At 72.2% G+C, this 21,071-nt stretch carries 13 protein-coding genes (1 of these 13 only partly in view); all 13 read right to left on the bottom strand.

Going from position 1 to position 21,071, the window contains the following annotated elements; genetic code table 11:
- Tightly spaced (each overlapping or abutting the next), the 13 genes in view from ACWC94_RS22340 to ACWC94_RS22280 form a layout consistent with a single transcriptional unit that may run on beyond the window.
- On the bottom strand, window positions 1-1,910 hold the 5' portion of the coding sequence (locus tag ACWC94_RS22340; RefSeq protein WP_450798639.1) for a hypothetical protein. 307 nt of this gene lie to the left of the window's left edge; the window shows 1,910 of its 2,217 coding nt (coding positions 1-1,910); the start codon lies at window positions 1,908-1,910; the stop codon falls past the left edge of the window.
- Window positions 1,907-4,432, bottom strand: coding sequence for a putative baseplate assembly protein (locus tag ACWC94_RS22335; protein WP_450798638.1), 2,526 nt, complete (start codon window positions 4,430-4,432; stop codon window positions 1,907-1,909). The genes ACWC94_RS22340 and ACWC94_RS22335 overlap by 4 nt, the downstream gene beginning before the upstream one ends.
- Window positions 4,429-6,840, bottom strand: a complete 2,412-nt coding sequence (locus tag ACWC94_RS22330; protein ID WP_450798637.1) for a putative baseplate assembly protein — start codon at window positions 6,838-6,840, stop codon at window positions 4,429-4,431. Before ACWC94_RS22330 ends, ACWC94_RS22335 begins: the two co-directional genes overlap by 4 nt.
- A complete protein-coding gene (locus tag ACWC94_RS22325; protein WP_450798636.1) occupies window positions 6,828-7,187 on the bottom strand; it encodes a GPW/gp25 family protein in 360 nt (119 codons plus the stop codon). The genes ACWC94_RS22330 and ACWC94_RS22325 overlap by 13 nt, the downstream gene beginning before the upstream one ends.
- Entirely contained in the window at window positions 7,184-7,528 is a 345-nt protein-coding gene (locus tag ACWC94_RS22320) for a PAAR-like protein (protein WP_450798635.1), read from the bottom strand. Before ACWC94_RS22320 ends, ACWC94_RS22325 begins: the two co-directional genes overlap by 4 nt.
- Window positions 7,528-8,037, bottom strand: a complete 510-nt coding sequence (locus ACWC94_RS22315; protein ID WP_450798634.1) for a phage baseplate assembly protein V — start codon at window positions 8,035-8,037, stop codon at window positions 7,528-7,530. The genes ACWC94_RS22320 and ACWC94_RS22315 overlap by 1 nt, the downstream gene beginning before the upstream one ends.
- Window positions 8,034-9,200 carry a hypothetical protein gene (locus ACWC94_RS22310; protein ID WP_450798633.1) on the bottom strand — a complete coding sequence of 389 codons (1,167 nt, stop codon included), beginning with the start codon at window positions 9,198-9,200 and terminating at the stop codon, window positions 8,034-8,036. Before ACWC94_RS22310 ends, ACWC94_RS22315 begins: the two co-directional genes overlap by 4 nt.
- Entirely contained in the window at window positions 9,193-9,561 is a 369-nt protein-coding gene (locus ACWC94_RS22305) for a hypothetical protein (protein WP_450798632.1), read from the bottom strand. Before ACWC94_RS22305 ends, ACWC94_RS22310 begins: the two co-directional genes overlap by 8 nt.
- Entirely contained in the window at window positions 9,558-10,214 is a 657-nt protein-coding gene (locus ACWC94_RS22300; RefSeq protein WP_450798630.1) for a hypothetical protein, read from the bottom strand. Before ACWC94_RS22300 ends, ACWC94_RS22305 begins: the two co-directional genes overlap by 4 nt.
- Entirely contained in the window at window positions 10,211-11,599 is a 1,389-nt protein-coding gene (locus tag ACWC94_RS22295) for an eCIS core domain-containing protein (RefSeq protein ID WP_450798629.1), read from the bottom strand. The genes ACWC94_RS22300 and ACWC94_RS22295 overlap by 4 nt, the downstream gene beginning before the upstream one ends.
- Window positions 11,596-18,888 (bottom strand): eCIS core domain-containing protein, encoded by a 7,293-nt coding sequence (locus ACWC94_RS22290; protein WP_450798628.1) that lies wholly within the window; start codon window positions 18,886-18,888, stop codon window positions 11,596-11,598. Before ACWC94_RS22290 ends, ACWC94_RS22295 begins: the two co-directional genes overlap by 4 nt.
- Window positions 18,885-19,151, bottom strand: a complete 267-nt coding sequence (locus ACWC94_RS22285) for a hypothetical protein (RefSeq protein ID WP_450798627.1) — start codon at window positions 19,149-19,151, stop codon at window positions 18,885-18,887. The genes ACWC94_RS22290 and ACWC94_RS22285 overlap by 4 nt, the downstream gene beginning before the upstream one ends.
- Window positions 19,148-21,070, bottom strand: coding sequence for an ATP-binding protein (locus tag ACWC94_RS22280; RefSeq protein ID WP_450798626.1), 1,923 nt, complete (start codon window positions 21,068-21,070; stop codon window positions 19,148-19,150). Before ACWC94_RS22280 ends, ACWC94_RS22285 begins: the two co-directional genes overlap by 4 nt.
- Between the last annotated feature and the right edge of the window lies 1 nt (window position 21,071).

The raw sequence follows: 21,071 nt of genomic DNA, 5'->3' as shown, positions 1-21,071 counted from the left end.
GGCGTGCGCGAGTCGGGCGGACCGGGCGGGACGTAGCTGAACCGGACGCATCCCGACTGGCTCCGCTCGGCGACGACCTGCGCGGTGAACAGCGTGTTCTCGGCGAAGAGTCTGCGGGCGGCGGTCCGTCCGAGGACGGTGCTGTCCGAGATGGTGACGTCGGCGGCCGGGGCGTCCAGCGCACTGCCGTCGGCCGGGTCCTGGACGACGGAACCCGAGAGGAGTAGCTGTCGCACGTCGGGGGGCAGCTGGACGGGCCCGGTCACGGACCGGTGGATCTCCACGGTCAGGCCGGCGTTGCCCGCTCCGACACGGACACCGCCGCGGGCCGGTACCAGGGTGCTGTTGCGGAGGGTGAGCCGGCCCAGACCGGCGGAGTCGGCGACGCGCAGGGCTCCGTCGACGAGCAGACCGTCGAGGACGATCTCCCCGGGCTGCGCACCCGGCTTCCCCGCGCTCACCTCGATGTCTCCGACGAGGCAGGGCCGTAGTCCGACCGGCTCGACGCGGCCGGGGCGGCGCTCGGTCCCCGCGGGTCCGCCGCCCGCAGCCTGGGATGCGGGCCAGTCCGCCGCGATGACCGCCAGCCTGTTACCGGAACCGATGCGCAGGGCACCGGCGCCCGTGAGGGTGTCGGTGTACCGGTGGCTGTCCATCACGGCCACGACACCGAACTTCCCGGTCTGGGAATCCGCGAAGGCGTTCCATGCGGCGACCGCACTCGCCAGGGTGGGGAAGATCGCGGGTTCGGCCCGTTGACCTGGTTCGGGCACGCGGACTCCGGCCTGCCAGTCGACCGGCCGGTCGAGTACCGCGTCCAAGGTGTCGCGGCGGCTGTACGCCCCCGCACCGATGTCCGCGGCCGCTCCGTACGCGTGGTCGATCCGCACCCGGTGGGGTGGCGGCCGGCCGTCGGGGAAGGAGACCCGTCCGAGTACCGGGTCCACGAAGACGTGACCGGGGTCGGCCGGTCGCCGCCAGGTGGTCAGGTCGCAGACATGGAGCCGTGACGGGGGCACCTCCTCGAGCGGGTCGTTCTCGCCTTGCGCGACATGGAGCGCGAAGACGGGATGCTCGGAGAAGAACCGCGTCCGAGGTGTGTGTCCGTCGGCTTCCGCCGCCCGCCGATCCTCCAGCTCGTAGTAGAGCGGCCGCCTGCGCAGCAGGCCGGGTACGTTCTCCTCCTGCGCGAACTGCTCGATGTCGTCCTCGTCGGCCGGGCGCACGAACATCGGGCGGTCGGCGCCTACGGGATCCACGAGATAGCGTCCGTCGTCGGCAGGTTCGGCCGCCGGGCGCGGAGTCGCGCGCTCCAGCCAGGCGGAGCCGATCGGCCAGACGAACAAGCCGATGCTCGCGACGTTGAACCAGCCCTGGTCGCCCCGCAGATCACGGATGTCGACCGTGCGGGGCAGGGTGTCGAACGGCCCTCCCCTCAGCTCCAGGCCGTCGGCGTCACGCAGATCGGCGGAGGCGGTACGGTGCGGACGCAGATGGTTCATGTGCTGGGTGGCGGACAGTCGCTCGAAGAACTCCACGGCCTTCGCCGGCCAGCCGGTCGTGTCGCGGGCGAGCTGTTCCAGCATGGCGGTGGTGCCCTTGCGGCTCCTGAACCGCATGGTGTTCGCCACCCAGGCCCGCCCGGTCGTGGCCACCGCCCCGCCCACCTGATGGACCCCGCGTACGCCGAGCAGGTCTCCGAGATAGGGGATGGCCCATTCCTCGCAGGTCTCGATGAACCAGTTCTCTCCGAGCCGTGCGATGTCGGCGTCGACGACCGCGATCTGCTCGGCCACGATGTCGAACAGCGCCCGCAGGGCGTTTCCGCTCTCGCTGTCGCGGCGGCGGAGCGCCGCGGGCAGCAGCGTGTAGAGCCGGTCGCCGGTGAAGGGAGGGAGGTCGGTGGTCACGAGCGGCGCTCCGAGAGATCGGTCAGCATGACGTCGGTCGGGGCGAGGGTGAGCAGTTGGTCGGGTTCGGCGGGGAGCGGTTCGGCCGCGGGGGCGGAGCGTCCTGCGGTCCGCAGCGCGAGCAGAACGGTTCCCCGCACGCCCTGGACGCCCTGCGCCACTGCGAGGACCTCGCTGGGCGCGACCGGCCGGCCGAAGTCCCGTGCCTCGAACGAGAAGGCCTCCACGAGTGCGTCGGTCACGGCCGCGAACACGGTGGCCCTGTCGTGCGCCGGGGAGGTGCGCACGGCGAGGTGCACGGTGAAGGGGCAGGGCCGGAACGAATCGATGCGGACCAGATGCCGGGGATGCCGGGCCGCGTCGATCCCGGCCACCAGATGGGCGTACAGTTGCGAGGACGGATCCACCGGCTGCCCGTCGCCGGTGGCCACCACGAGCCGGACCACGGCGCCTTCGCCGGTCCAGTCACTGTCGGCCTTCACCTTGCCGATGCCCAGGAAGCAGCGGGCGAAGTCCTCGTAGTCGCGCAGCGAGACGATCCGGTCCAGTGCGAGGACGGTGGCGGGAGCGTTCCCCCGGGCCCCGGCGAGCTGTTCGGGGTCCTCGGCTCCGGTGGCCGGTACCGGGTTGATGACTTCCTGCAGGCCCAGGGGCCGGGACAGCGGCAGACTGATCTGGCCCGGGCCGAGATTGCCTGCCGTTCCGGTGCCGACCCGGTACTCGGCGACGACGTTGTCCTTCCCGGTGGGCAGCCGGGCGCCGGTCCGCCCGTCTCCGAAACGGACTGTGACGGTGCCGTCGTCGGCCCGCCGGGTGATGAAGACCCGGGCGTCGGGGGGCTGGCCCTGCAGGGTGTCGACCTCGGTCCAGGTCACCCCGTCCACCTTGACGGTGAGCGTGCTCCGGCCACCGGTGGGCGTGGGTGCGGAGACATAGGTCAGGGGCTTGCCGTGCAGGGTGAGGCCGGGGAACGGCACGGAGCCGTCGCCGCTGCCCAGAATCTCGGTACGGGAGTCCCCGTCGGTGGCGGAGGCCACATTGGCGTTGATCCTGACGGAGCCCGGGACGTAGGAGTGCTCCAGGTCCTCGGTCAGCCTGAGAAGCGGCTGCTCCCCCGGGTCGACCGCACTGATCCGGCGCACTTCCGAGACCTCCTCGCCGGAGTCCGCGTGTGTGCCCCGTACCGCCACCAGACGACCGCGGGGCGGCAGGACGGGCACGGGCCCCGCCAGCGGGATCACACGACCGCCGACGGCGTCGGTGACGGGCTGCTCGGCCGGGGCCAGCTCGTCGGGCTGGGCGTAGACCGTGGTGTTGCGCGGGGTGAACAGGCTCAGATCGGCGTCGGACACGGTCAGCACGGTCACCTGGGCCTGCATCAGGAAGTCGTCGACCGTCTCCTCGGCCACGTCGAGCACGGTGAGCCGCTCGACCTGTCCCGGTGCGGCGAGCACCACCCAGCTGTCACGGGTGATCCCGGGGTGGACGCGGTCAAGTCTGATCCGGCCGCTGGTCAGCGGCGCCTCGGCCCAGGTGGCCTCGCGATCGGCGTACGGACCGGGCTGGAATTCCGGGTCGTCCTCGTCGGGTTTTTTGACCCACTCCCCCACGCGGAGGGCGACGGGCAGCGCTCGCCACGGCACGGCGTTGTGCCCGAAGACCGCGGCGCGGGTCCGCATCGCGTACACCCGCGCCGGATCGTCGAGGTGCGCGGAGCCGACCGTGCGCAGACTTTCGAGTCGTACCGCGGTGTGGGCGGCGACCGGACCCGCCGGGCCGACCGTGCGGACGTCCACGACTCGGCCTGCCGTCCAGTCCAGCTCCTTCGACGCTTCTACGGACCGGGCGTTGCGCAGCGCCACCCCGTCCCCGGGGGACAGGCCGGTGGCGGGGTCGGACAGCCGCAGTTCGGAGTCGGAGACCTTCGGCACCGCCCGCGTGGTGGCCGGGACACGCAGGGCGTTCCACTCGGGCCGTGCTTCGATCTCCTCGACCGTCTCGAACGTGCGGGGCAGGCCGCCCTGGAGCGGGATGCTCTGCGCCTTCGTTCCCACGGCCAGGCGTACCGAGGGCGGCGTGGTGACCGGGCGCATGGTGTCCGGCACCTGAGCGCCGGGGAGCAGTGCGGTCCGCGGGGGTTCGGTCAGGGTGAAGGCGAGGGCGGTCGAGGCGGCCACGCCCGGGCGCAGTTCGTAGCCGATGGCGCGGGCCAGTTCCAGCACGGACAGGCGCTCGGTCGCGGTACGGAGGAAACCCTCGTTGGCGATGCGCTCCTGGTAGAAGGTGAGGACGTCGAGCATGCACGCGCAGGCGTCGAGGACGGCGATCAGCGGGTCGCCGTCGTCGCGGGTGGACAGCCGGCGCAGTACCGGGTCGGAGCCCAGGGCACGGAGCATGGCGGCCTTGAAGCCGGCGTGTGTACCCGCGCGGTACGACAGGGCGCCGAGCCCGGGCGGGTTGAGGCGCGGGCCGCCACCGGGCGGGCCGCCGGTGCTCATGCAGCCGCAGTCGGCTTCGGTCACATTCCCCCCTCGGTCAGGATGCTCAGCCGGCCGGCCTCGGGACGGTTCGGGTCCATGTCGAGCCGGATCACTTCGAGGCCGCCGACGTCGACCAGGCCGCGCTCCAGCTCGCCTGCCGGCCCGTGGCCGAAGCGATGGCAGGAGACGATGGTCACGAACGACACCCCGGCGACCGCCATCGCCGCGCGGTGGATCTCGCTGAGGTAGAGCGGTTGGCCGAAGGTGAAGTTGTCGGGTGCGAAGAAGCCGCGACTTCCGTCGGCCCGGCGACGGTTGCCGAACACGTCGAGCAGTTCCCGCTCGACGTCCCGCCGGAAGTAGCCGGGGCTGACGCAGACGCTGAGCCGGAGCTCCAGGGCGACCGGGCTCGGGCCGGTCACCTCGAGGTCGTATCCGGCGATGCGGAACCGCTGCAGATGCGCCGTCACATCGGCGAGGAACACCGGGTCGTCGGTGACCGGGCCGCCGCCGACGCGGTCGATGGTCAGGAAGACGGTGTACCAGCTGCCGGTCCACCGGAAGCGGGCCTTGGCGTTCTGCACTTCGGGGTGCCTGACGGCGACGCTCTCCCAGTCCGCCTCGGTGACCGCGCGCTGCTGGCTACGGAAGGCGTTCGGAGCGAACTCGCGGATTTCGGCCATCGACTCGGGGCGGGCGCCCCCGAACCCGGGCAGCGGGTTGGTGACCCCCACGACACCCTCGCGCGGCCAGACGAGCCGCCGCAGGGTGTCGCGGCCGACGTTGCCCTCGGGTCCGTTGCCGACCCGGAACTCCGCGGTCAGCGTGGTCCCCGCCAGTGGGCGACGGCCGTGCGCATCGTCACCGAAGCGCAGTTGTGAGGTGTCGTCCCACTCCGTCTCCACCACGAACCTGCGGTCGAACCGGTCGCAGTCCAGCAGGTCCAGCCTGGCGTCCCAGTGCTGGTCCCGTTCGGCCAGTCGCACCTGGGGCAGCGCGGTTCGCGGGGAACGGACCCGGGCGTCCGTGGCAGGGAGCGTGCGGGCCCTGGAGTCCGGATACGGCTCGGCCTGGGTGATGGGCGCGCCGGGCAGCACGGGCCGGTACCGGCCGGTGTCGGGGACCGGCGGCAGTGGCCAGCCGGTGACACGGCGGCCGTGGTCGGCCAGGACGACGTTGCCGCGCGCCACGGCCAGAGGTGTGTCGCGCTTCGAGCGGGTGGCCGCCGATGTCACCCAGAGCGGGAAGGCCAGGGCGTCGGCGTGGTGCCACCGGACGTCGCACACGGCGACGTTCTCGATGGGGTCCGTCCGCCTGCGCACCTCGACGAGCCGGACGGCCTGGCGGTGGGCCGGGTCGGCGTCCGCGTCGAGTCCGGTGACCGGGTCCGCCCTCTCCTCCAGCAGCAGCACATCACCCGGGCCGAGGGGGAATCCGGTGTCCACGAAGGTGGTTCCGGTGCATCCGGCGGGCAGGCAGTACGCATCCGCGCTCCAGGTGTGCACATCGATGGAGGATCGTACGCCGGACAGCACGAGCGGATGCATGGTCTCGAAGGTGACGACGTCGCCGAGAGCCGCCGCCTCGTCCTCGGTCAGGGTGCACCCGTCGTCACGGTGCCCGAGCAGAACGGGGGTGTGGGCGGGCAACAGCTGCCCGTCGGCCTCGGAGCCGGGCTTCACGTCGATCGCGACCCAGGTGCGGGCGTTGCATCCGTCGTGCACCGCGTGGTCGAGCAGCCGCGCGTGTCGGCGCGCGGAGATTCTGCTGCGTGCAGTGCCGAGATATGCCTCGGTGGCGACGGCGTCCTGGAAGTAGCTGAGTTGGTCGCCGATGTGCGCGAACAACTCCACGAGCGAGACCAGCGCGTCCGCGGGCCCGCGGTCCGCCCACGTCGGAAGGAGAGTGCCCAGCCGGTCGAGCATGAGGCGGCGGAACCCCTCGTAGTCCTTGGCCAGGTAGTCCAGGACCGGCGGGGCGGGCACGGCGGGCGGCTCCTCGGGGCGTGGCCGGCAGTCGAAGACGTCCAGGCATCCGATCTTGAAGGAGAAGGGTACGGAGCAGAGCAGCGGATCGAAGCCTTCGGGTGTCTCGGTCGGCGTGGCCGGCTTCACCAGCCGGAGCGTGTAGGTGGAGAAGTCACCCGCCCGGTCGGCCTCCACTGTCAGGACGTTGCCGGATGCCCGGGCGGCCCGCACGGTGATCGAGGTGATCCGTTCACCGCCCTCGATGACGAGGTCCGCGACGGTGAGCGGTTCGGTGGCGGGAATCCCGTCGGGCTCGCCGGGCAGCGGCCGCAGGAAGTGGACGAGCAACCGCCGCTGGTCGGCGGGGTCGACCTCCAGATAGTCGATGCCGTTGTGTCCGGGGCTCTGCGCGACCCTGCGCCGGCGTGTCTCGTCGGCGCAGGTGAACACCGTCCCGTCGGCCGTCCCGCTCACAGCGACCACCCGAATTCCTCGGTGACCCGGCGATCGGAACTGCGGACCGTGTACGCCACCAGTACCCGCAGGCTCTCCCCGTCGCTGTGCACGGCGACCTCGTCGACCTCGATGAGGTCACCGAGCCAGCGCTGCAGGGCCCCCTGCACGGTGAGCTGAGTGGTACCGGCCAGTGCCACGTCGGCGGGCGCCAGGATGAGCTGGAGCAGTCCGCTCCCGAAGTCGGGGCGGTTCACCCGTTCACCGGGCTGGGTGAAGAGCACCTCGCCGATCAGGGCCCGGATGTACTGTTCGTCCGTGACGGCCGCGGTGCGCCCCGAGGCGTCGACGAGGGGCGGGATCCGGATGTGGGTCATCGCGCCACCACCTTCTGCTGTACGGCGACGACGGTCACCGGCCCTTGCGGGAACTGTTCCGCGCTCTGGCAGACACCGGTGCTGGTGTCGACGAGGGCGGGCTGCCCGTTGACCAGCACACGGGTGGCGGGTACCGCCCAGGTCACGCGGACACAGGGCTGGGGCTTGGTACCCGGGCCCGCCGGCACCTGGAAGGGGCATCCGTTGACCGTGGTGGTGTCCCCCACCGTCATCAGCGCGGTGCCGGACGCCAGCACTCTGGAGTTCGTCGTGGTCGTGCGGGTCGGCGCCCCGTGCGTGCAGTCGATCACGGCGCCCGTGTGCAGGAGGCGTCCGGGCATCAGGTGACCACCAGCGCGCCCTGGTTGACCGAGACCGACGAACCCGCCATCACGATGGTTGCGCCCTGTCCGTTGCTGATGGTGATGCCGCTGTCGTTGACGGAGATGAAGGCACCCGTCGCCGCTTTGATGAGGATGCCTCCGGTGGCTCCCGGTGCGTCAGAGACGACCAGACCGTTCTGCAGAGCGGTCTGCAGCACGATCGGTGTCGCGCCCGGTGGCGCGGCGAGGGCCGTGGCGGGGACCTCGGCCACGCTGCCGTACCAGCAGCCGGACCAGATGGGGTAGTCGGCGTTCCCCTGCTCGTACTCCACCCACACGCCCGCACCGAGGGGCGGCAGCATCCAGGCGCCGTGCTGGGCGCCGGCGGTGGGGAAGCTGGGCATCGCCCAGGTGGAGGGGCCCGGTCCGGTCACATCGGGCACCTGAACCTGGATGCGCCCGGTCCGCAGCGGATCGACGTTGTTGACCACCGTGCCACGGTGCTTTCCGTAGTAGCGCCTGCTCATGGAATAACCGTTTCCGAGAGGGAGACCTGGGCGTTGCGACTCAGGGTGAACCGCTGTGTGAACTCGCCGGGTTTGAGGCTGCTGGTGACGCTCTTGACGTAGTACTCGCCGTCGTAGGCGGGCCCGGCGCCGCGCACGCCGACCAGTCGGCGGGCTTGGAGCATGCGGCCGTAGCGCAGCACGTCGAGCGAGCCCGACGCCGAGATGACGTTGGCCCCCTGGGCGGCCCGGGCGGCCGCCCGCGCCGTCGTGCGGACGATGTCGAGCTTGGCGGTCGCGTCGTCCCGGTCGTTGGCACCGGAGAATGCTCTGCGGCCGGCGTTGATCGGCCTGATCGCGAGGGGCACCGGGATCTTCCGCCCGAGGGGCGGGTTCAGCGGGGTGATGTCCGGTACCGGGACGGGGATGGTCAGGTGGGCCGCCGGGAGGTGGCCCAGGACCAGCGGGAGGGAGCGTGCGATGCCGTCGAACGAGAACGACAGCGATTCGACGTTCGTCGCCGCGTCCATGTTGACGCTCAGCGCCGGCTGCGCCTGGCCGGCACGGATCTCGGGCCCCCAGTAGGCGAGGTTCTGCCCCGGCTGCGGTCCCGGCTCGACATAGAACACGTGCCCGACGTCGTCGGCGAGCCTGGTGATGTGCTCGTAGTCCGTGCCCTGCTGCTGAGGGATCGTCTCCAGGGGGTTCGGGGTCAGCAGCAGCACGCTGGGCACGATCCTCGGAACGACGCCGTACAGCGCGTACTTGGCGAGCAGGAAGCCGACACAGAGTTCGGGGGGCATGGCCGGGAGCTGGAGCCAGCTCATGTCGACGAGGTCCATCATCTGCGTGACGTCGACTCCGGTGACGGTGAGGGTGGAGCGGGCCGCGTCGTTGCTCGGCGTCACGTCATGGCGGGTGATCACCCCGTCCATCAGGACGGTGGGGACACCGTCGATGTGGACCACGAGGATCATCCGGTTGGGAGGATCGAGGGCGCGGCCCGGCAGGAGCTGACGGTTGAGTACGCCGTCCTTGTCGAGGGCGAAGGTGAGCTGGAAACCGCTGCGTTGCCCGGCGGACACGGTGATCTGTGCTTCCGTCAGTGCCTCCGCGACCTGCGCGGGTACCGGCTGGACCCGGACGGCGCCCAGCATCAGGGTGAAGGTGATCCCGCTAAGCACTGGTGACCCCTTCGGGAATGCCCTGATCGGCGCAGACACGCAGTACCCTGCCGGGCTCGTCGGTCAGCGCGGCCGGACGTGTCGCGAGGTTGGCGTCGGCGAGCCGCCAGAACAGGGTCGGGTCGCCGAAGACCTCGGCGGCGAGCGTGTCGATGCGGTCCCCGTCCCGGACCCGGACCCGTCCCACGGCCTGCAACTGGTCCGGGCGGGGCACGAACCGGCGTCTGAGGTGCACCGTGACCGTCCCGTCGGGATTGCTCAGCTCGGCCGTGGGGGTGTCCCGGTAGCGGCTGTTCGGTGCCTGGTGGACCGGTTCGGCGCCCGTGACGGAGGCGAGGAAGGCGGTGATGTCGGCGGTCATGGCAAACGCTCGATTCCGAGTGCGGCGAAGCGCGCGGGGGCCTGCCGCGACGCGAGTTGCTCAAGGCGCCGGTGGTGGGTCATGGCGAGGCTGCCGGCCACGGTGCCCGCTCCGACGTCGTTGACGGTGGAGACGTGCAGCCCGAGGTGCACCTTGGCCCTGATCGGGTTGAGGTTGGTGTCGAAGCTCTCCTCGGTGATGGAGAACTCGGTGATCCGCACCGGTGTGATGTGCTCCTTGGACCAGACGAACAGGGTCAGCGGTGCGGGTGCCGGAGCGATCTCCAGGGAGCCGGCCGCTGCCAGTGCGGCCGCGGCCCGCACCGCGTCCGCGGTGGGGTACACGATGGTCTCCAGGACGGCCAGCTGGGCGCGCAGCCCCACTTCCACCACCGTGCGATTGGCGTCGGGGAACTCCAGCTGGTCCGCCCCGTCGAACTCGGCGTCCAGGCTGATGGTCTGGGCGGGCGGCCCGGTCAGCCGGAGCACCTCCGCACGGGCTCCGGCGTCGCCGCCCGCACCGCGGACCTGGAAGGTGCGCGTGACGCTGTCGGGGTTGTACTGCAGGGCGATCACCCGGCGCACCGCGCTGCTGGTCGGGTCGAGCAGTACGATCCCGCCGCGCACGACGCGCGGGGAGGAGGGCGACGTCATTTCTGCCCCCTCAGGCGGCGCAGGAGGTCCAGGATGTCGACGGGGAGGGTCGCGGTGGAGACCCCCTGTCGACGCAGTTCGTTCTCGACCCGGTCGGCCAGTGTGTCGCCCTCCTTGCGGAGTTCCCCGGCGAAGAGGAACCGGGTGCCGAGGTTGGCCAGTTGCCGGGCCGTTTCCGCGGGGATGCCGAGGTCTCGGTAGCGCTGGTACCACAGGCGTGTGAACAGTTCGGCGGTGACGGCGTCCCGGGTGCTGATTCCCCCCGCTCCGTGCTCGACGAAGGTCTTGCGCAGTCCGGGCCAGTCGACCAGCGGGGGGTGGGCCTGCGGCGGTGCGAACACGCCGGGCGGGAGGGTGGCGCCCGGTCCGGGGGGACGCAGAGGGGGCACCAGGCCGTGCGGGTCCCGGCGGTACGGGTCCCCGTGGAACGGTTCGGGCATGTGCAGCCGCAGATCGCGGAGGTCGGGCACCGTGCCGGGCCCGACGGGCGTGCGCCTCGGGTCGATGTGCAGCTCCAGCTTGGGAATCGGTCCGGCGGGTGGTGCGGCGGCCGGTGGTGCGGAGGGCTCCCGCAGTTCGGCGAGCCGGATGCCGACCCGGCGGTTGGGCCCGGGGGTGTCACCGAACTCGTTCGTCGCCCCGTGCGCGTGGAGCCGGACGACCGAGCCCGGGGGCAGCAGCGTGGTGAGCGCGGCGGCCACCACGAAGGCACGGTGCGCGGACAGATGGACGTTGTGCTCGGAGTCGCCCTCCTGGCTCGCGTAGCCGTCGACGTCCGCAGCCAGCGGACGCCCGCCCTGGAGGGCGGGCCGCAGCGCTTCCAGGTCGAAGCTGGAGAACGACGTCGAATCCTGCTGGAAGAGCACCTTCGCGTCCTCCGTGGGCGGCCGGGTCCGTACCACGTCGAAGGGGGCGGCCGGCGGTCCCAGTGCGGGCCGTGCCGCCGGGCGTTCCTGGCGCTGCAGCGCCGTACGGCCCGCCCTGCGCTGCTGGAGCACATGGACCAGTTCATGGGCGAGCACCTCGCGATCGGCATCCGCGCCGAGGACCAGATGCTCGCCGACGGTGTATCCGCGGGCCTGTACCGCTTCGGCCGCGCGGGCGGCCGTGGCGTCATCGTGCACGCGCACCCGGCCGAGGTCCGCGCCGAAGCGCCACTCGAAGAACAACCGCTCGGTCCCGTCCAGCGGGTGGCCTGTTCCGGGCATCCGGCCGTGCCACGTGTCTGCCGGGACCTCACCCCCGGGAATGCGGCCAAGGGGGGCCGACGAGCGGAGTGCCCGCCGTGCCACCCGGTCGGCCTCCCGTTCGGCGGGCCGGTCGGGGCCATGACCGCCTCCCGGGTGGTCCCGGTGGACGCGCGGCAGACGGGCGAACTCGGTCACGGTGTGCTCCAGACGATGGCGCGGGCCACGGCGTGCTCGATGCGGCCTGCGATCCACCGCGGGGACCAACTGGGGTCGAGGCTGATCTGGACGCCGCTCACCTTGTCGACGACGATCTCGCCGGTGCGGGCTTCCTGGCCGCCAGGAAGCCGGATCAGCACCGAATCGATCCTCGCCTGAGCCACGTTGGCGGGCTGCTGGTGAACGGTGCCAGGCAGGTCTCCCGTCAGCCGCAGGCCGGCCAGTGCGTCGCGCGCCAGGGTGATCTTCCCCTGGATCTTGCCGTCCGAGGCCTGGAAGAGGTCGACCGGGACCGGATCGGCACTGCGCAGCGACACATCGAGGTCGATGGAGCGCAGTTCGATGGGGCTGGGGGTGCTCTGGGGCGGATTCCCGCCCGGCTGGTCGAGCAACTGCCGGGCCGGGCCCTCCACGTGGAGCAGCCGCCAGATGCGGATCCGCTCAGAGGCTTCGGCCTGGCGCAGTTCCTGACGATCGAGCGCCCACACCGCCAGCGGAATCCGCGTCGAGCCCTGGGCGGTCGGGATCTCCACCGCGCATTCCAGCTCGGACGGAGAGCGATGCAGGGCGAAGTTCAGCAGCCCTCGGGCTCTGCCGATGAGCTGCCGCTCCATCTGGCGGTATTCGAGACGTCCGTCAACGACACTCAGGTCGACCGGCGTGTCGGGGAGCCGCAACAGCTTGGACTCGGACTCGTGGATCGTCAGTCCGATCCGCCCCTGCAGCGAGTCGAAGACTCTCTCGTAGGGGCCGAGGCGCTTCAGTGTCGCGGTCCACGGCAGCGGCTGCCCGGGCTTGGGGGCCGCGTACGAGAAGTCGACGTGGAACCACGCGCCGTGGATCTCCAGCTCGCCCACCTCACCGCGGGCGGCCCGCCCCTTGCCCGGCAGCGTGACGGCGAAGCTGTCGGGGACCGTCGCCTGCTCCACCGTCACCTCCGCACCGGCCTCGGCGTTCTCGTACCGCAGCGACCTGAGGCTGAGGGCGGTCGCGGTGAGCTGGCCGGTGCGCGTGTCGAACCGCGTGTGCTCAGCGCGCACTCCACCCGCCTGTGGACGCTCCTGGCCGGTGCCGGCGATCCGGAGCCGGTGCCGGGGGTAGCTGCGAAAGACCGCCTCGATCGCGCTGAGGCTGGGCCGGTGCAGGTCGAGGACGAGGTCGCCGCCGGTGAGGTAGCGCACGTCGATCCGCTCGACGGCGACGACGGCGTGCGCCTCCCGCAAGATGCCCGCGACCCGGGCCTGCAGTTCGGGAATCAGCAGGGCGTCGGCGGTCCTGGCCCCGGTGACCGGGTCGGTCGCGCCCCCGACCCGCAGCTCCAGCTCGGGGATGACCCAGCCCCCGGAAGGGGACGTGGAGGCGGCCAGGGACACGCCGTCGGCAGGCAGGACGAGGCTCGCGCCGTGCAGCACTCCCGTCTGCCCCGGCTCGATCCAGATCTCGACGGGCCGTTCGTGCCCCTCCGGGTCGGGTGCGACCACATGGGGCAGCGTCACCTTGATCCCGTCGGCCTCGATGGCCTCCACGCCGACTTCCCGCAGGACGATCCGCCGAATGGCGGAAGCACCTCGCCCGGCGGCTGCCCGTTCGGCGGAACTGCGCAGTTCCACGCGGAGCTTCGCGGCGATGCGGCGCAGGATGACACCGTGTCCGCCGGGCAGGCTGTCGAGTCGCAGGTCCGCGGACCGGTAGTGGACTTCGTCCACGGCGAGGTCGCGGATCCGCAGCCCGGGCTCGGTGCCGGGCCCGAAGGTGATGCTTTCGGGTCCGATGTCGACGACGCCGGTGTCGAGCCCGCCGACGACGACGTGTGCCTCGGCCTCCTGGGCGGACTCCGTCGCTCCGGTCCTGCCGGGGTCCGCCCATGCCAGTCCCGTGTCGGCCCGACCGCGCACACGCAGCGCAACATGGCCGTTGGCGAGGAACGTCGCGGCCAGCGAGGTGGCGTGGACGGTCGCCTCGGCGTACAGATGCGCGGCGAGCTGTCCGTGGAACTCCGCTGTCGCGGACGCCGCGTTGAGCGTGCCGGAGCTGACTCCGCGTTCCGCCGTCCAGTCCAGCTCGCGCAGGACGATGTCGCGGATCTCCAGTGGCGCACGCCCGCGTTGCCGTGGGGTACCCGGCCGGCGCCCCAGCTCCAGGTGGAGTCGGTCCTGGTGGTATGCCAGTTGTGCCGCGGTGATGGACCCGACTCCCAGGTGCTCCACGTGTACACGGGTGGGCCGGTCCTTCCCGGTGCGGAGCGTGCCGTTGACCCGCAGGTCACTGAGCACGGTCGGCCCGGTCGACTGGAGCCGTGCGTCGTCGGCGGTGTGCCAGTCGAGGTTGCCGAGCCGGAGTTCGGGGACGTGCAGACCCCGTACGGTCCACTCCCCGTCCTTGTGGTGCACCGATGCCTCACCCACGAGGAGCCGGGTGATGCTCAGCCGCCCGTTGCGGGTGCGGAAGCCCTGCTCACCGACCTGGGTCAGCTGAAGGCCCCGCAGGTCGACCTGCTCACCGCCGTCGACGGCGTCGGTGCCCGACGTGACCACCAGGGTGCCGGTGACGCGGGGCGCGCCCTCCGGGGTGACGCTGGTCAGCGTTCCCGAGCCGTCCAGGGCTCCCAGGGCCACCTGGAACCTCAGTCGGTCGAGGCCGCCCAGCTCCATCCGGCCCAGCTGCCGCACCGATGCGGACTCCCCGCCGCCGACGGCGAACTCCAGTCCCTGGACGTCGACACCGAGCAGCGAGCCCGAGGCGATCTCCACCCGCAAGGCGGGGCCGCGCGCGAGACGCTCGTACATGAGGTGCCCGGCACTCACCCGGTCCAGACGCAGGTGCGAGAGGTGCACGAGCCAGCCGGCGGTGGCGTCGGCCCGCGGATGCGTCGCCCTGCCCTGGAGGAGGACCCCGTGGATACGGGTGACGCCCTCGGAGTGCACCCAGGCGTCGGTGCCGCGGTAGTCGATCCCCGACACCGTGGCGTCGGCCACCTTGAGCACGGGAATGTCGATGCTCTCGAGCGGGCCGTCGTGCCCCAGGCCCAGCCGTCCCGTCACGCCGCTGACCCCGATGTGGTCCGCCCGTGCGCCCGTCCTGTCGACGGCCGGTCCCTGCACGGTGAATTCGCCGGCGTGGAACTCGAACGCCAGTCCTCCGGGGCCGTACGCCGGATCGTCCACCACGGTTCCGCCGAGGCGCTTGCCCTCGATCTGCTTCGCGGTGAACAGACCTCCGTACGTGACGTCGTGAGCCGTCACCGACTCCGCCCCGGCGCCGATCGCCGCGACCTGGGCCGGCGAGGGACCCAGCAGCAGGTCCACTCCCACACCCTGGGCTTCCACGGTCCGCGCGCGCAGGCCGAAGTGGGCTCTCAGCGCGTCCCGCTCCGCCGAGTGATCCAGCTGTTCCTGCGGGGTCAGGGGCGGTCGCTGCCGGTTGCGGGCGCGCTCCTCCACCCGCTCGTAGTCCATGACCCGCCCGAGGAGTGTCGCGAGCTGATCCCGGCCGGTGGCCGGGGTGCCTGGCGGCAGGCCGTCCAACTGCTTGCGCAACGAGGTGGCGCTGGGGATGTCGGCGAGGTACGCCAGGTCCGTGATCACGGCCTTCTCGGCGCGCAGCGGCAGGGACGCCCTCGTCGCGTCCGCACCCGCCCCGCCGGCGGGGTGCCCGCGCTTGCGGAACTCGGCGATGCGCTCGGCATCAGTGACGAAGACCGAGGACAGGGGTGGCGTGTCCGGGGTGAGGAGGGGCCCTTCTACCTCGCCGCCGAAGCCCTCGAACGTCACCTCCTTCGCCCGCAGCGATCCGTCCAGGCCCTCCACCACGATCCGTTCGGCGTCGATGACGGCGCCGCCGTACAGTGCGCGCTCCAGTCCGGCCGCCTTCCGGCGGTCCGCGGCGCTCAGGCCGCCCGGGTCGCGAACGTAGTCCCAGCGCAGTCGGGTCAGTTGCTCCTCGCTCTCCGCGACCTCCTTCAGCGACCGATCCACCTGAGCCAGCTGTTGCTCGATCGCGCGGGTCCGCTCGGCGTTGCCCTCCGGGCGCTTCCTCTCCCGGGCCAGCCGTCGTCGCAGCACCTTCTCCAGTGCACGGAGATAGGCGGGGCGGTTCAGGCTCGCGCCCGCGAACAGGTTCTCGAAGCGCACGGAGTGCGCCGTGGCTCCGGAGCCGTGGGCGAGCCCTTCGAACGTCAGGCTGCCGACGGTGACCTCCACGCTCTGCAGCGGGAACGTCAGGGGCAGGGGTGACGTGTGGAGGAACCCGGCCACCTTGCTGAAGTACGTCAGGATGCGCAGGACGAGGGGGATCGGAAGGCCGAGGCCGTCTGCCGGCGGGTGCGGTACGGACTGCCGGGCGCCGGTCGCACCCAGATGTACCTCCAGCCGGTCGGCGACGATCCTCGATGCCCCGAGCAGGAGGTCCTCGCCCGTTACCAGCAGGTCCGTCAACTGGGCCTGGGATAGGGTGAGTTGGGCGTCCGAGGGGGCATCGACCAACTCCGCCGGGAAGCTCGCCACGCCGTGCAGGCCGCTGAGCGTGATCCGGCCGACCCGTAGTCCGACCCCGGTGGAGACGTGGTCGAAGGGCCCGAGGTCCAGCGTGCCGACCAGATCGATCCGGAGCAGCCCGGTCCTGCGCCCGTAGTGCAGCGTCAGTCTGCCGCCGCCACCGACGGCCAGGCCGTCCACTCCGACGACGTCTTCGTCGAGACGTGCGTGCCCCAGGATCCGGCCGAGGCGCGGGACGTTGACCCACAGCCAGCCCCCGGCCTGACGGATCAGGCTCCTGAGATCGGCCGGTGGTTCCGGTTTCAGCACGATCGGGGTGTAGTGCGTCCGCTCGGGCTCCGCGTACAGCTGGAACGCCTCGACCATGGGTCTGAGTTCCGCCTTCTCGAAGGCCCGGGTCTGTCGTGACCGTTCGAAGACGAAGCGCCGCAGGCCGAGTTCGATCGCCAGGCGTACCAGGGTCCGCAGCTCGGGAGCTCGGCCGGGGTTCCACAGCCGGTCGTCGCGCAGACGCTCCTGGAGCCCTTCCCGCTCGTGTCCGTCCCGGTCGGTGAAGAGATGTGCCCCAGCCGACCGTCGCATCTCCTCCGTCAGGGCGGCCGTCAGCGCTTCCCATCGCCCGTCGGCGGCCAGCTCGTCGCGGTCGGTCCGGGGCAGCGCCCGGACCAGCTGGAAGGCGACGAAGGCCTCGTGCGCGGAGAGCGACCACGGGGAGAAGAGGACTCCGATGACGGGGATCTGCGACCAGAAGTTCCGCGAGATCAGGTCGTCGATCTGCCGCCGCAGGTGCGCGGTGTCGCGCAGCCCGACGATCTCCCGTACGAGGCCGAGGTTGTCCGAGTCGAGCAGGAAGCGGTCGGGCAGGCGGACCAGGACGGTGGAGAGCATGCCGAGTTGGTCGAGGCGGCGCACGACCGCCCGCCGCAGCGCATCGCGGCGCGCTGCGGGCAGCCGCTCCCCGGCTCCGTGGATACGCAGCAGCAGGCCGGGCGCGCGGGCTTCGTCGACGCCCCGGCGCGCGAGCTCCACGATCCCGGTCCAGACCTCGCGCCCCTCCCGGCCGCTGAGCGGCTCGGCCAGTTCCGAGGCGACGTCGGCGAGCCGGCCCTCGGGAGACCGCTCGACGGCGACGCCCTCGTAGCGGTCCCGCTTGTCGTCGGGGATGTGGTCCTCGAGGCGCCGGAACCACTTTCCGCCGTCGAGTCGCAGCCAGCGGTCCTGGTCCGCCGGAGGCAGCCGCCGGACGATCTGGTAGGCCAGCCACGCGTCGCGGGCTCCGCCGAGGCTGCCGAAGAATCCGTACGACAGCAGATCCTGCAGGTGGGCGAGGTTCGCGGCGACCGGCCGGTGTCTGATGACTTCCAGCAGCACACGGCCGAACGGGTTCGTCTCGGAGCGCTCCTGCTCGGGCAGCGCCTTGATCAGCCGCCGCACGACACCGCCGTCCTCCATGGCCCGGACCACCTCGAGCAAGGGGCCCCACAGCGGCCGTTCCGTGGGCGTGCTCGGCATCTGCGCCAGGTCGTCGCCGAGAAGCGAGCACAGGAGCAGCAGGGCGTCGTGCACGGCCCGTCCGCCGGAGTCACGCAGGAGTGCGCCCACGCGTGCCGCCAGGTGCGCCCGTCGCACGCGGGCGCTGGATGGTCCCTCGCCCGGCGCGGCGGCCGTCACGGTGCCGGCCGCGGCGGGGCGCCTCTCCTCCCCCGGCGGCTGCGGGGTCTGCATGACCTGCAGGATCTGCGTGCGCAGCGGCCCTTGGAGGACTTCCTGGAAGGCGCTGTCCGGCAGCCCGCGCAAGAGATCCCCGACGACGGCGCGCTCCTCCGTGCTCGCGGCGCTCAGGTCCATGCCGTCGAAGAGACGGGGGCCCAGTCCGTGCCGGTTGGGGCCGGGCAACGCGCCGTAGCAGGCCAGCACCGACTGCCGGTGCGAGCGGCGCTGGGCGTCGCTCAGATGGCTCGTGAGACGGTCGAGGTACGGGATGCCGACGGCCGCGCAGATCGTCAGGGCGATCCTCAGCGGGTGCCGGTCCAGTACGGCCAGCGCGTACGAGACGTCGTCGGACCCGACGGGCCAGCCGAGCCGGTCACGGATGACGTCGATGTCCTCGGCGTACACGGTGGAGACCTCGACGTCCTCGCCCGTGGTCCGCGTCCGGGGCCCGGCGAGGACTCCAGCCGTGGCCGGTGCGCCCGTGTCGGCCGCCGTGGCGCTCTCCGGGAGCCGGGCGACCGGTGCGGCGAGGTCCCGGCCCTCCGCGAAGTCCGCGGCGGTGCGGGCCGCTTCGGCCTCGGCGTCGGCGATCGTGGTCCGGCGCGCTCCGGCCGGGCCCGCCGTCCGCTGCGCGAGGTGGGTGGCCTCGTGGGCGAGCAGCGCACGGCCGGACGCCGTCGCCGGGTCGTAGCGGTCCGGATGCAACCAGATCACGCCGCCGGTCATCAGGCCCCGCGCGCCGCGCGGCGCCGTTCTGCGGGCCGCCTCGCCGTCCACGACCACCCTGGCCGCCGAGAGGGAGAACCCCAGTCGGCCGGCAAGCCGGGTGAGCAGACGGGCGGTGAGGTCGGCGCGCACGCCGTCGGCGTCGACGACGATCGGGGCCCGTGAGGCCGTCGGCGCCGCCTGACGGCCGGTCCGCCGCAGGTTGCCGCCGGTGTCGCGGGCCGGTCCGAGCCGGTCCGTGCGCGCGGTCAGCCCCGCGGACGGGTCCCGGCGGCTGCCTGGGGTGTCGGGGGCGCGGTGCGCGGACCGCCTGCCTCCTTTCTCCGGTCCGTTCATCCGCCCAGCCCCGCGTAAACCGTACGAGCCAGTCCTTCCGCGATCTCTTCGGCGCCGGCGCCGGGTGCGACCGTCAGGGTGAGCGGTCTGCTCGGTGGGCTGACCTCGCCGGTGGTCCAGCCCGGCGGAACCCCCCGTTCGCGCAGCCGGCGGGTGAGCGCCGCTTCGAAGGCCGGACCGAGCAGGTCCGGCCGGCGCAGTTCCACGCCGCGTACGGCGATCTCGCCGATGCGCAGTTCGAGGCCGCGCCGGTCGCCGGTCATGTCCAGCCTCCCGCCTCCACCTCGGTGAGCGGCCGGTCGAGCTTGGCGTACTCGTTGCGTGCGGCGTGCAGGACGTGGGTCATGGTCACCGGCTCGTCCCGGTCAGCGGCCAGGAAGGCCGCGTGCAACGCGATGTTGCGGATGCTGCCACCCGTGACGTTCAGCCGGGCCAGGGTATGGGGGTCCAAGCCGTTCGTCGGTACCTCTGCCGGAAAGACGGCACGCCAGATGTCCGCGCGCTGAGCCGCGTCGGGGAAGGGGAAGTTCACCACGAAGCGCAGGCGCCGCAGGAACGCGGGGTCGACGGCGGAGCGCATGTTCGTGGTGAGGATGGCCAGACCGCGGTAGCTCTCCATGCGCTGGAGCAAGTAGCTGACCTCGATGTTCGCGTAGCGGTCATGGCTGTCGCGCACTTCGGTCCGCTTGCCGAACAGGGCGTCGGCCTCGTCGAAGAGGAGCACGGCCCCACCCTTGTCGGCCGCGTCGAAGACCGCGCGCAGGTTCTTCTCCGTCTCGCCGATGTACTTGCTGACCACGGCCGACAGATCGATCCGGTACAGGTCGAGGCCCAGGTCGGTCGCGATGACCTCGGCTGCGAGCGTCTTGCCCGTGCCGGAGGGGCCGGCGAACAGCGCGCTGACCCCGAGCCCTCGCGCGGACTCCTGGGCGAATCCCCACTGGTGGTGCACCTTGGCCCGGCCGCGAACCTCGGCCGCGATGTCCCGCAGGATCGAGGTCTGCCCGGCCGGGAGTCTGAGGTGTGCCCAGCGGGCCCGTGGTTCGATGTGCTGGGCAAGATCGCCCAGCCGGGTCCTGGACCGGGTGCGGCAGAGGTCCCACAGCGTCCGGGGCGCCGCCGCGGCGTCCCCGGCCAGCTCGACGATGTCGGTGTAGCCCATGTCGAACTGTGTGGTTGCCTCGTCGATACGCCGGATCAGGCTCTCGTCGGGTGCGCCGGATGCGTCGAGCACGGACCGCCACAGGGCGCGCTGCTCCGCGCGCGGCGGACGTCGCACGGGGATCTGAACGGCGGCGCGGGGTACGGGCATCGGGTCCGGTGCCGCGATGACGACGGGAACGGTGACGCGGGCGGCCCACGAGACGACGGCGCGCCGTTCCGGCACGTCGCCGCCGTGACAGTCCACCACCAGCAGCGCTCCGTCGAGTCCCGCCTCCCGGGTCCAGAGCCGGGCCAGGGTGTCACGGTCGGCGACGTCCGCCGGGAGGTCCGTGGCGTCCAGGGCGTACACCGGCAGGCCGTCAGCCGCGACGGCCACCACCGCGGCGATGTCCCGGGGCTCGGGTCCGTGCAGGACGACGGCGGGTGGCGGGCCGTGCCGCTGGGGCGCCCAGGCGTCGCGCACCTCGCCGACGACCGAGGCGAGAGTCTCGGGCAGCGGCACGGTGGGCGCCTGAACCGGCCGGGCGTAGGGGCACAGCCGCCGGTCCAGCTCCGACACGCCCAGCAGATGGTGCAGGACGCGCTCCTCGATCCGCAGCGGGGCCTCCGTCAGCCGACCGTCCCCCACTTCCAGCAGTGGCCAGGCCCGCAACGGCGCATCCGGCGTCAGCGCGCTCCAGTGCGCGTCGTCGAGCGCGGCGAGCGCGAGCGCGAACGTCGGGCGGTCGTGGGCACCGCCGTTGGCCAGGGAGCACAGTGCGCCGATCCGCGCGTCCAGTTGATCGGCCGCGGTGAGCACCAGCACGTCCCGCTCGAACGGGCCGAGCCGGAAGTGCCGCTCCACCGCGTCCAGGGCCGCCTGGCCACGGAGCTCGGCAGCGGCGTCGCCCCGTGTGCGCTGCGCCTGCCGCAGTTCGGGGTCGTCCTCGCCGAGGAGGCCGAGGTGCCGGCGCAGCCGTGCCTCGATCAGGGTGATCTCGGCGGCGAGCAGGCGCTGGTTGGCCGTCACCCAGTCCATG

This window comes from Streptomyces sp. NPDC001135, assembly GCF_053598395.1.
This window is presented reverse-complemented; position numbering and strand designations above follow the sequence as displayed.

What these genes read in the sequence shown, in the direction of transcription:
- ACWC94_RS22325 (WP_450798636.1), bottom strand. Translation starts at nt 7,187, where the DNA reads ATGACCCACATCCGGATCCCGCCCCTCGTCGACGCCTCGGGGCGCACC.
- ACWC94_RS22320 (WP_450798635.1), bottom strand. Translation starts at nt 7,528, where the DNA reads ATGCCCGGACGCCTCCTGCACACGGGCGCCGTGATCGACTGCACGCAC.
- ACWC94_RS22315 (WP_450798634.1), bottom strand. Translation starts at nt 8,037, where the DNA reads ATGAGCAGGCGCTACTACGGAAAGCACCGTGGCACGGTGGTCAACAAC.
- ACWC94_RS22305 (WP_450798632.1), bottom strand. Translation starts at nt 9,561, where the DNA reads ATGACCGCCGACATCACCGCCTTCCTCGCCTCCGTCACGGGCGCCGAA.
- ACWC94_RS22300 (WP_450798630.1), bottom strand. Translation starts at nt 10,214, where the DNA reads ATGACGTCGCCCTCCTCCCCGCGCGTCGTGCGCGGCGGGATCGTACTG.
- ACWC94_RS22290 (WP_450798628.1), bottom strand. Translation starts at nt 18,888, where the DNA reads ATGAACGGACCGGAGAAAGGAGGCAGGCGGTCCGCGCACCGCGCCCCC.
- ACWC94_RS22285 (WP_450798627.1), bottom strand. Translation starts at nt 19,151, where the DNA reads ATGACCGGCGACCGGCGCGGCCTCGAACTGCGCATCGGCGAGATCGCC.
- ACWC94_RS22280 (WP_450798626.1), bottom strand. Translation starts at nt 21,070, where the DNA reads ATGGACTGGGTGACGGCCAACCAGCGCCTGCTCGCCGCCGAGATCACC.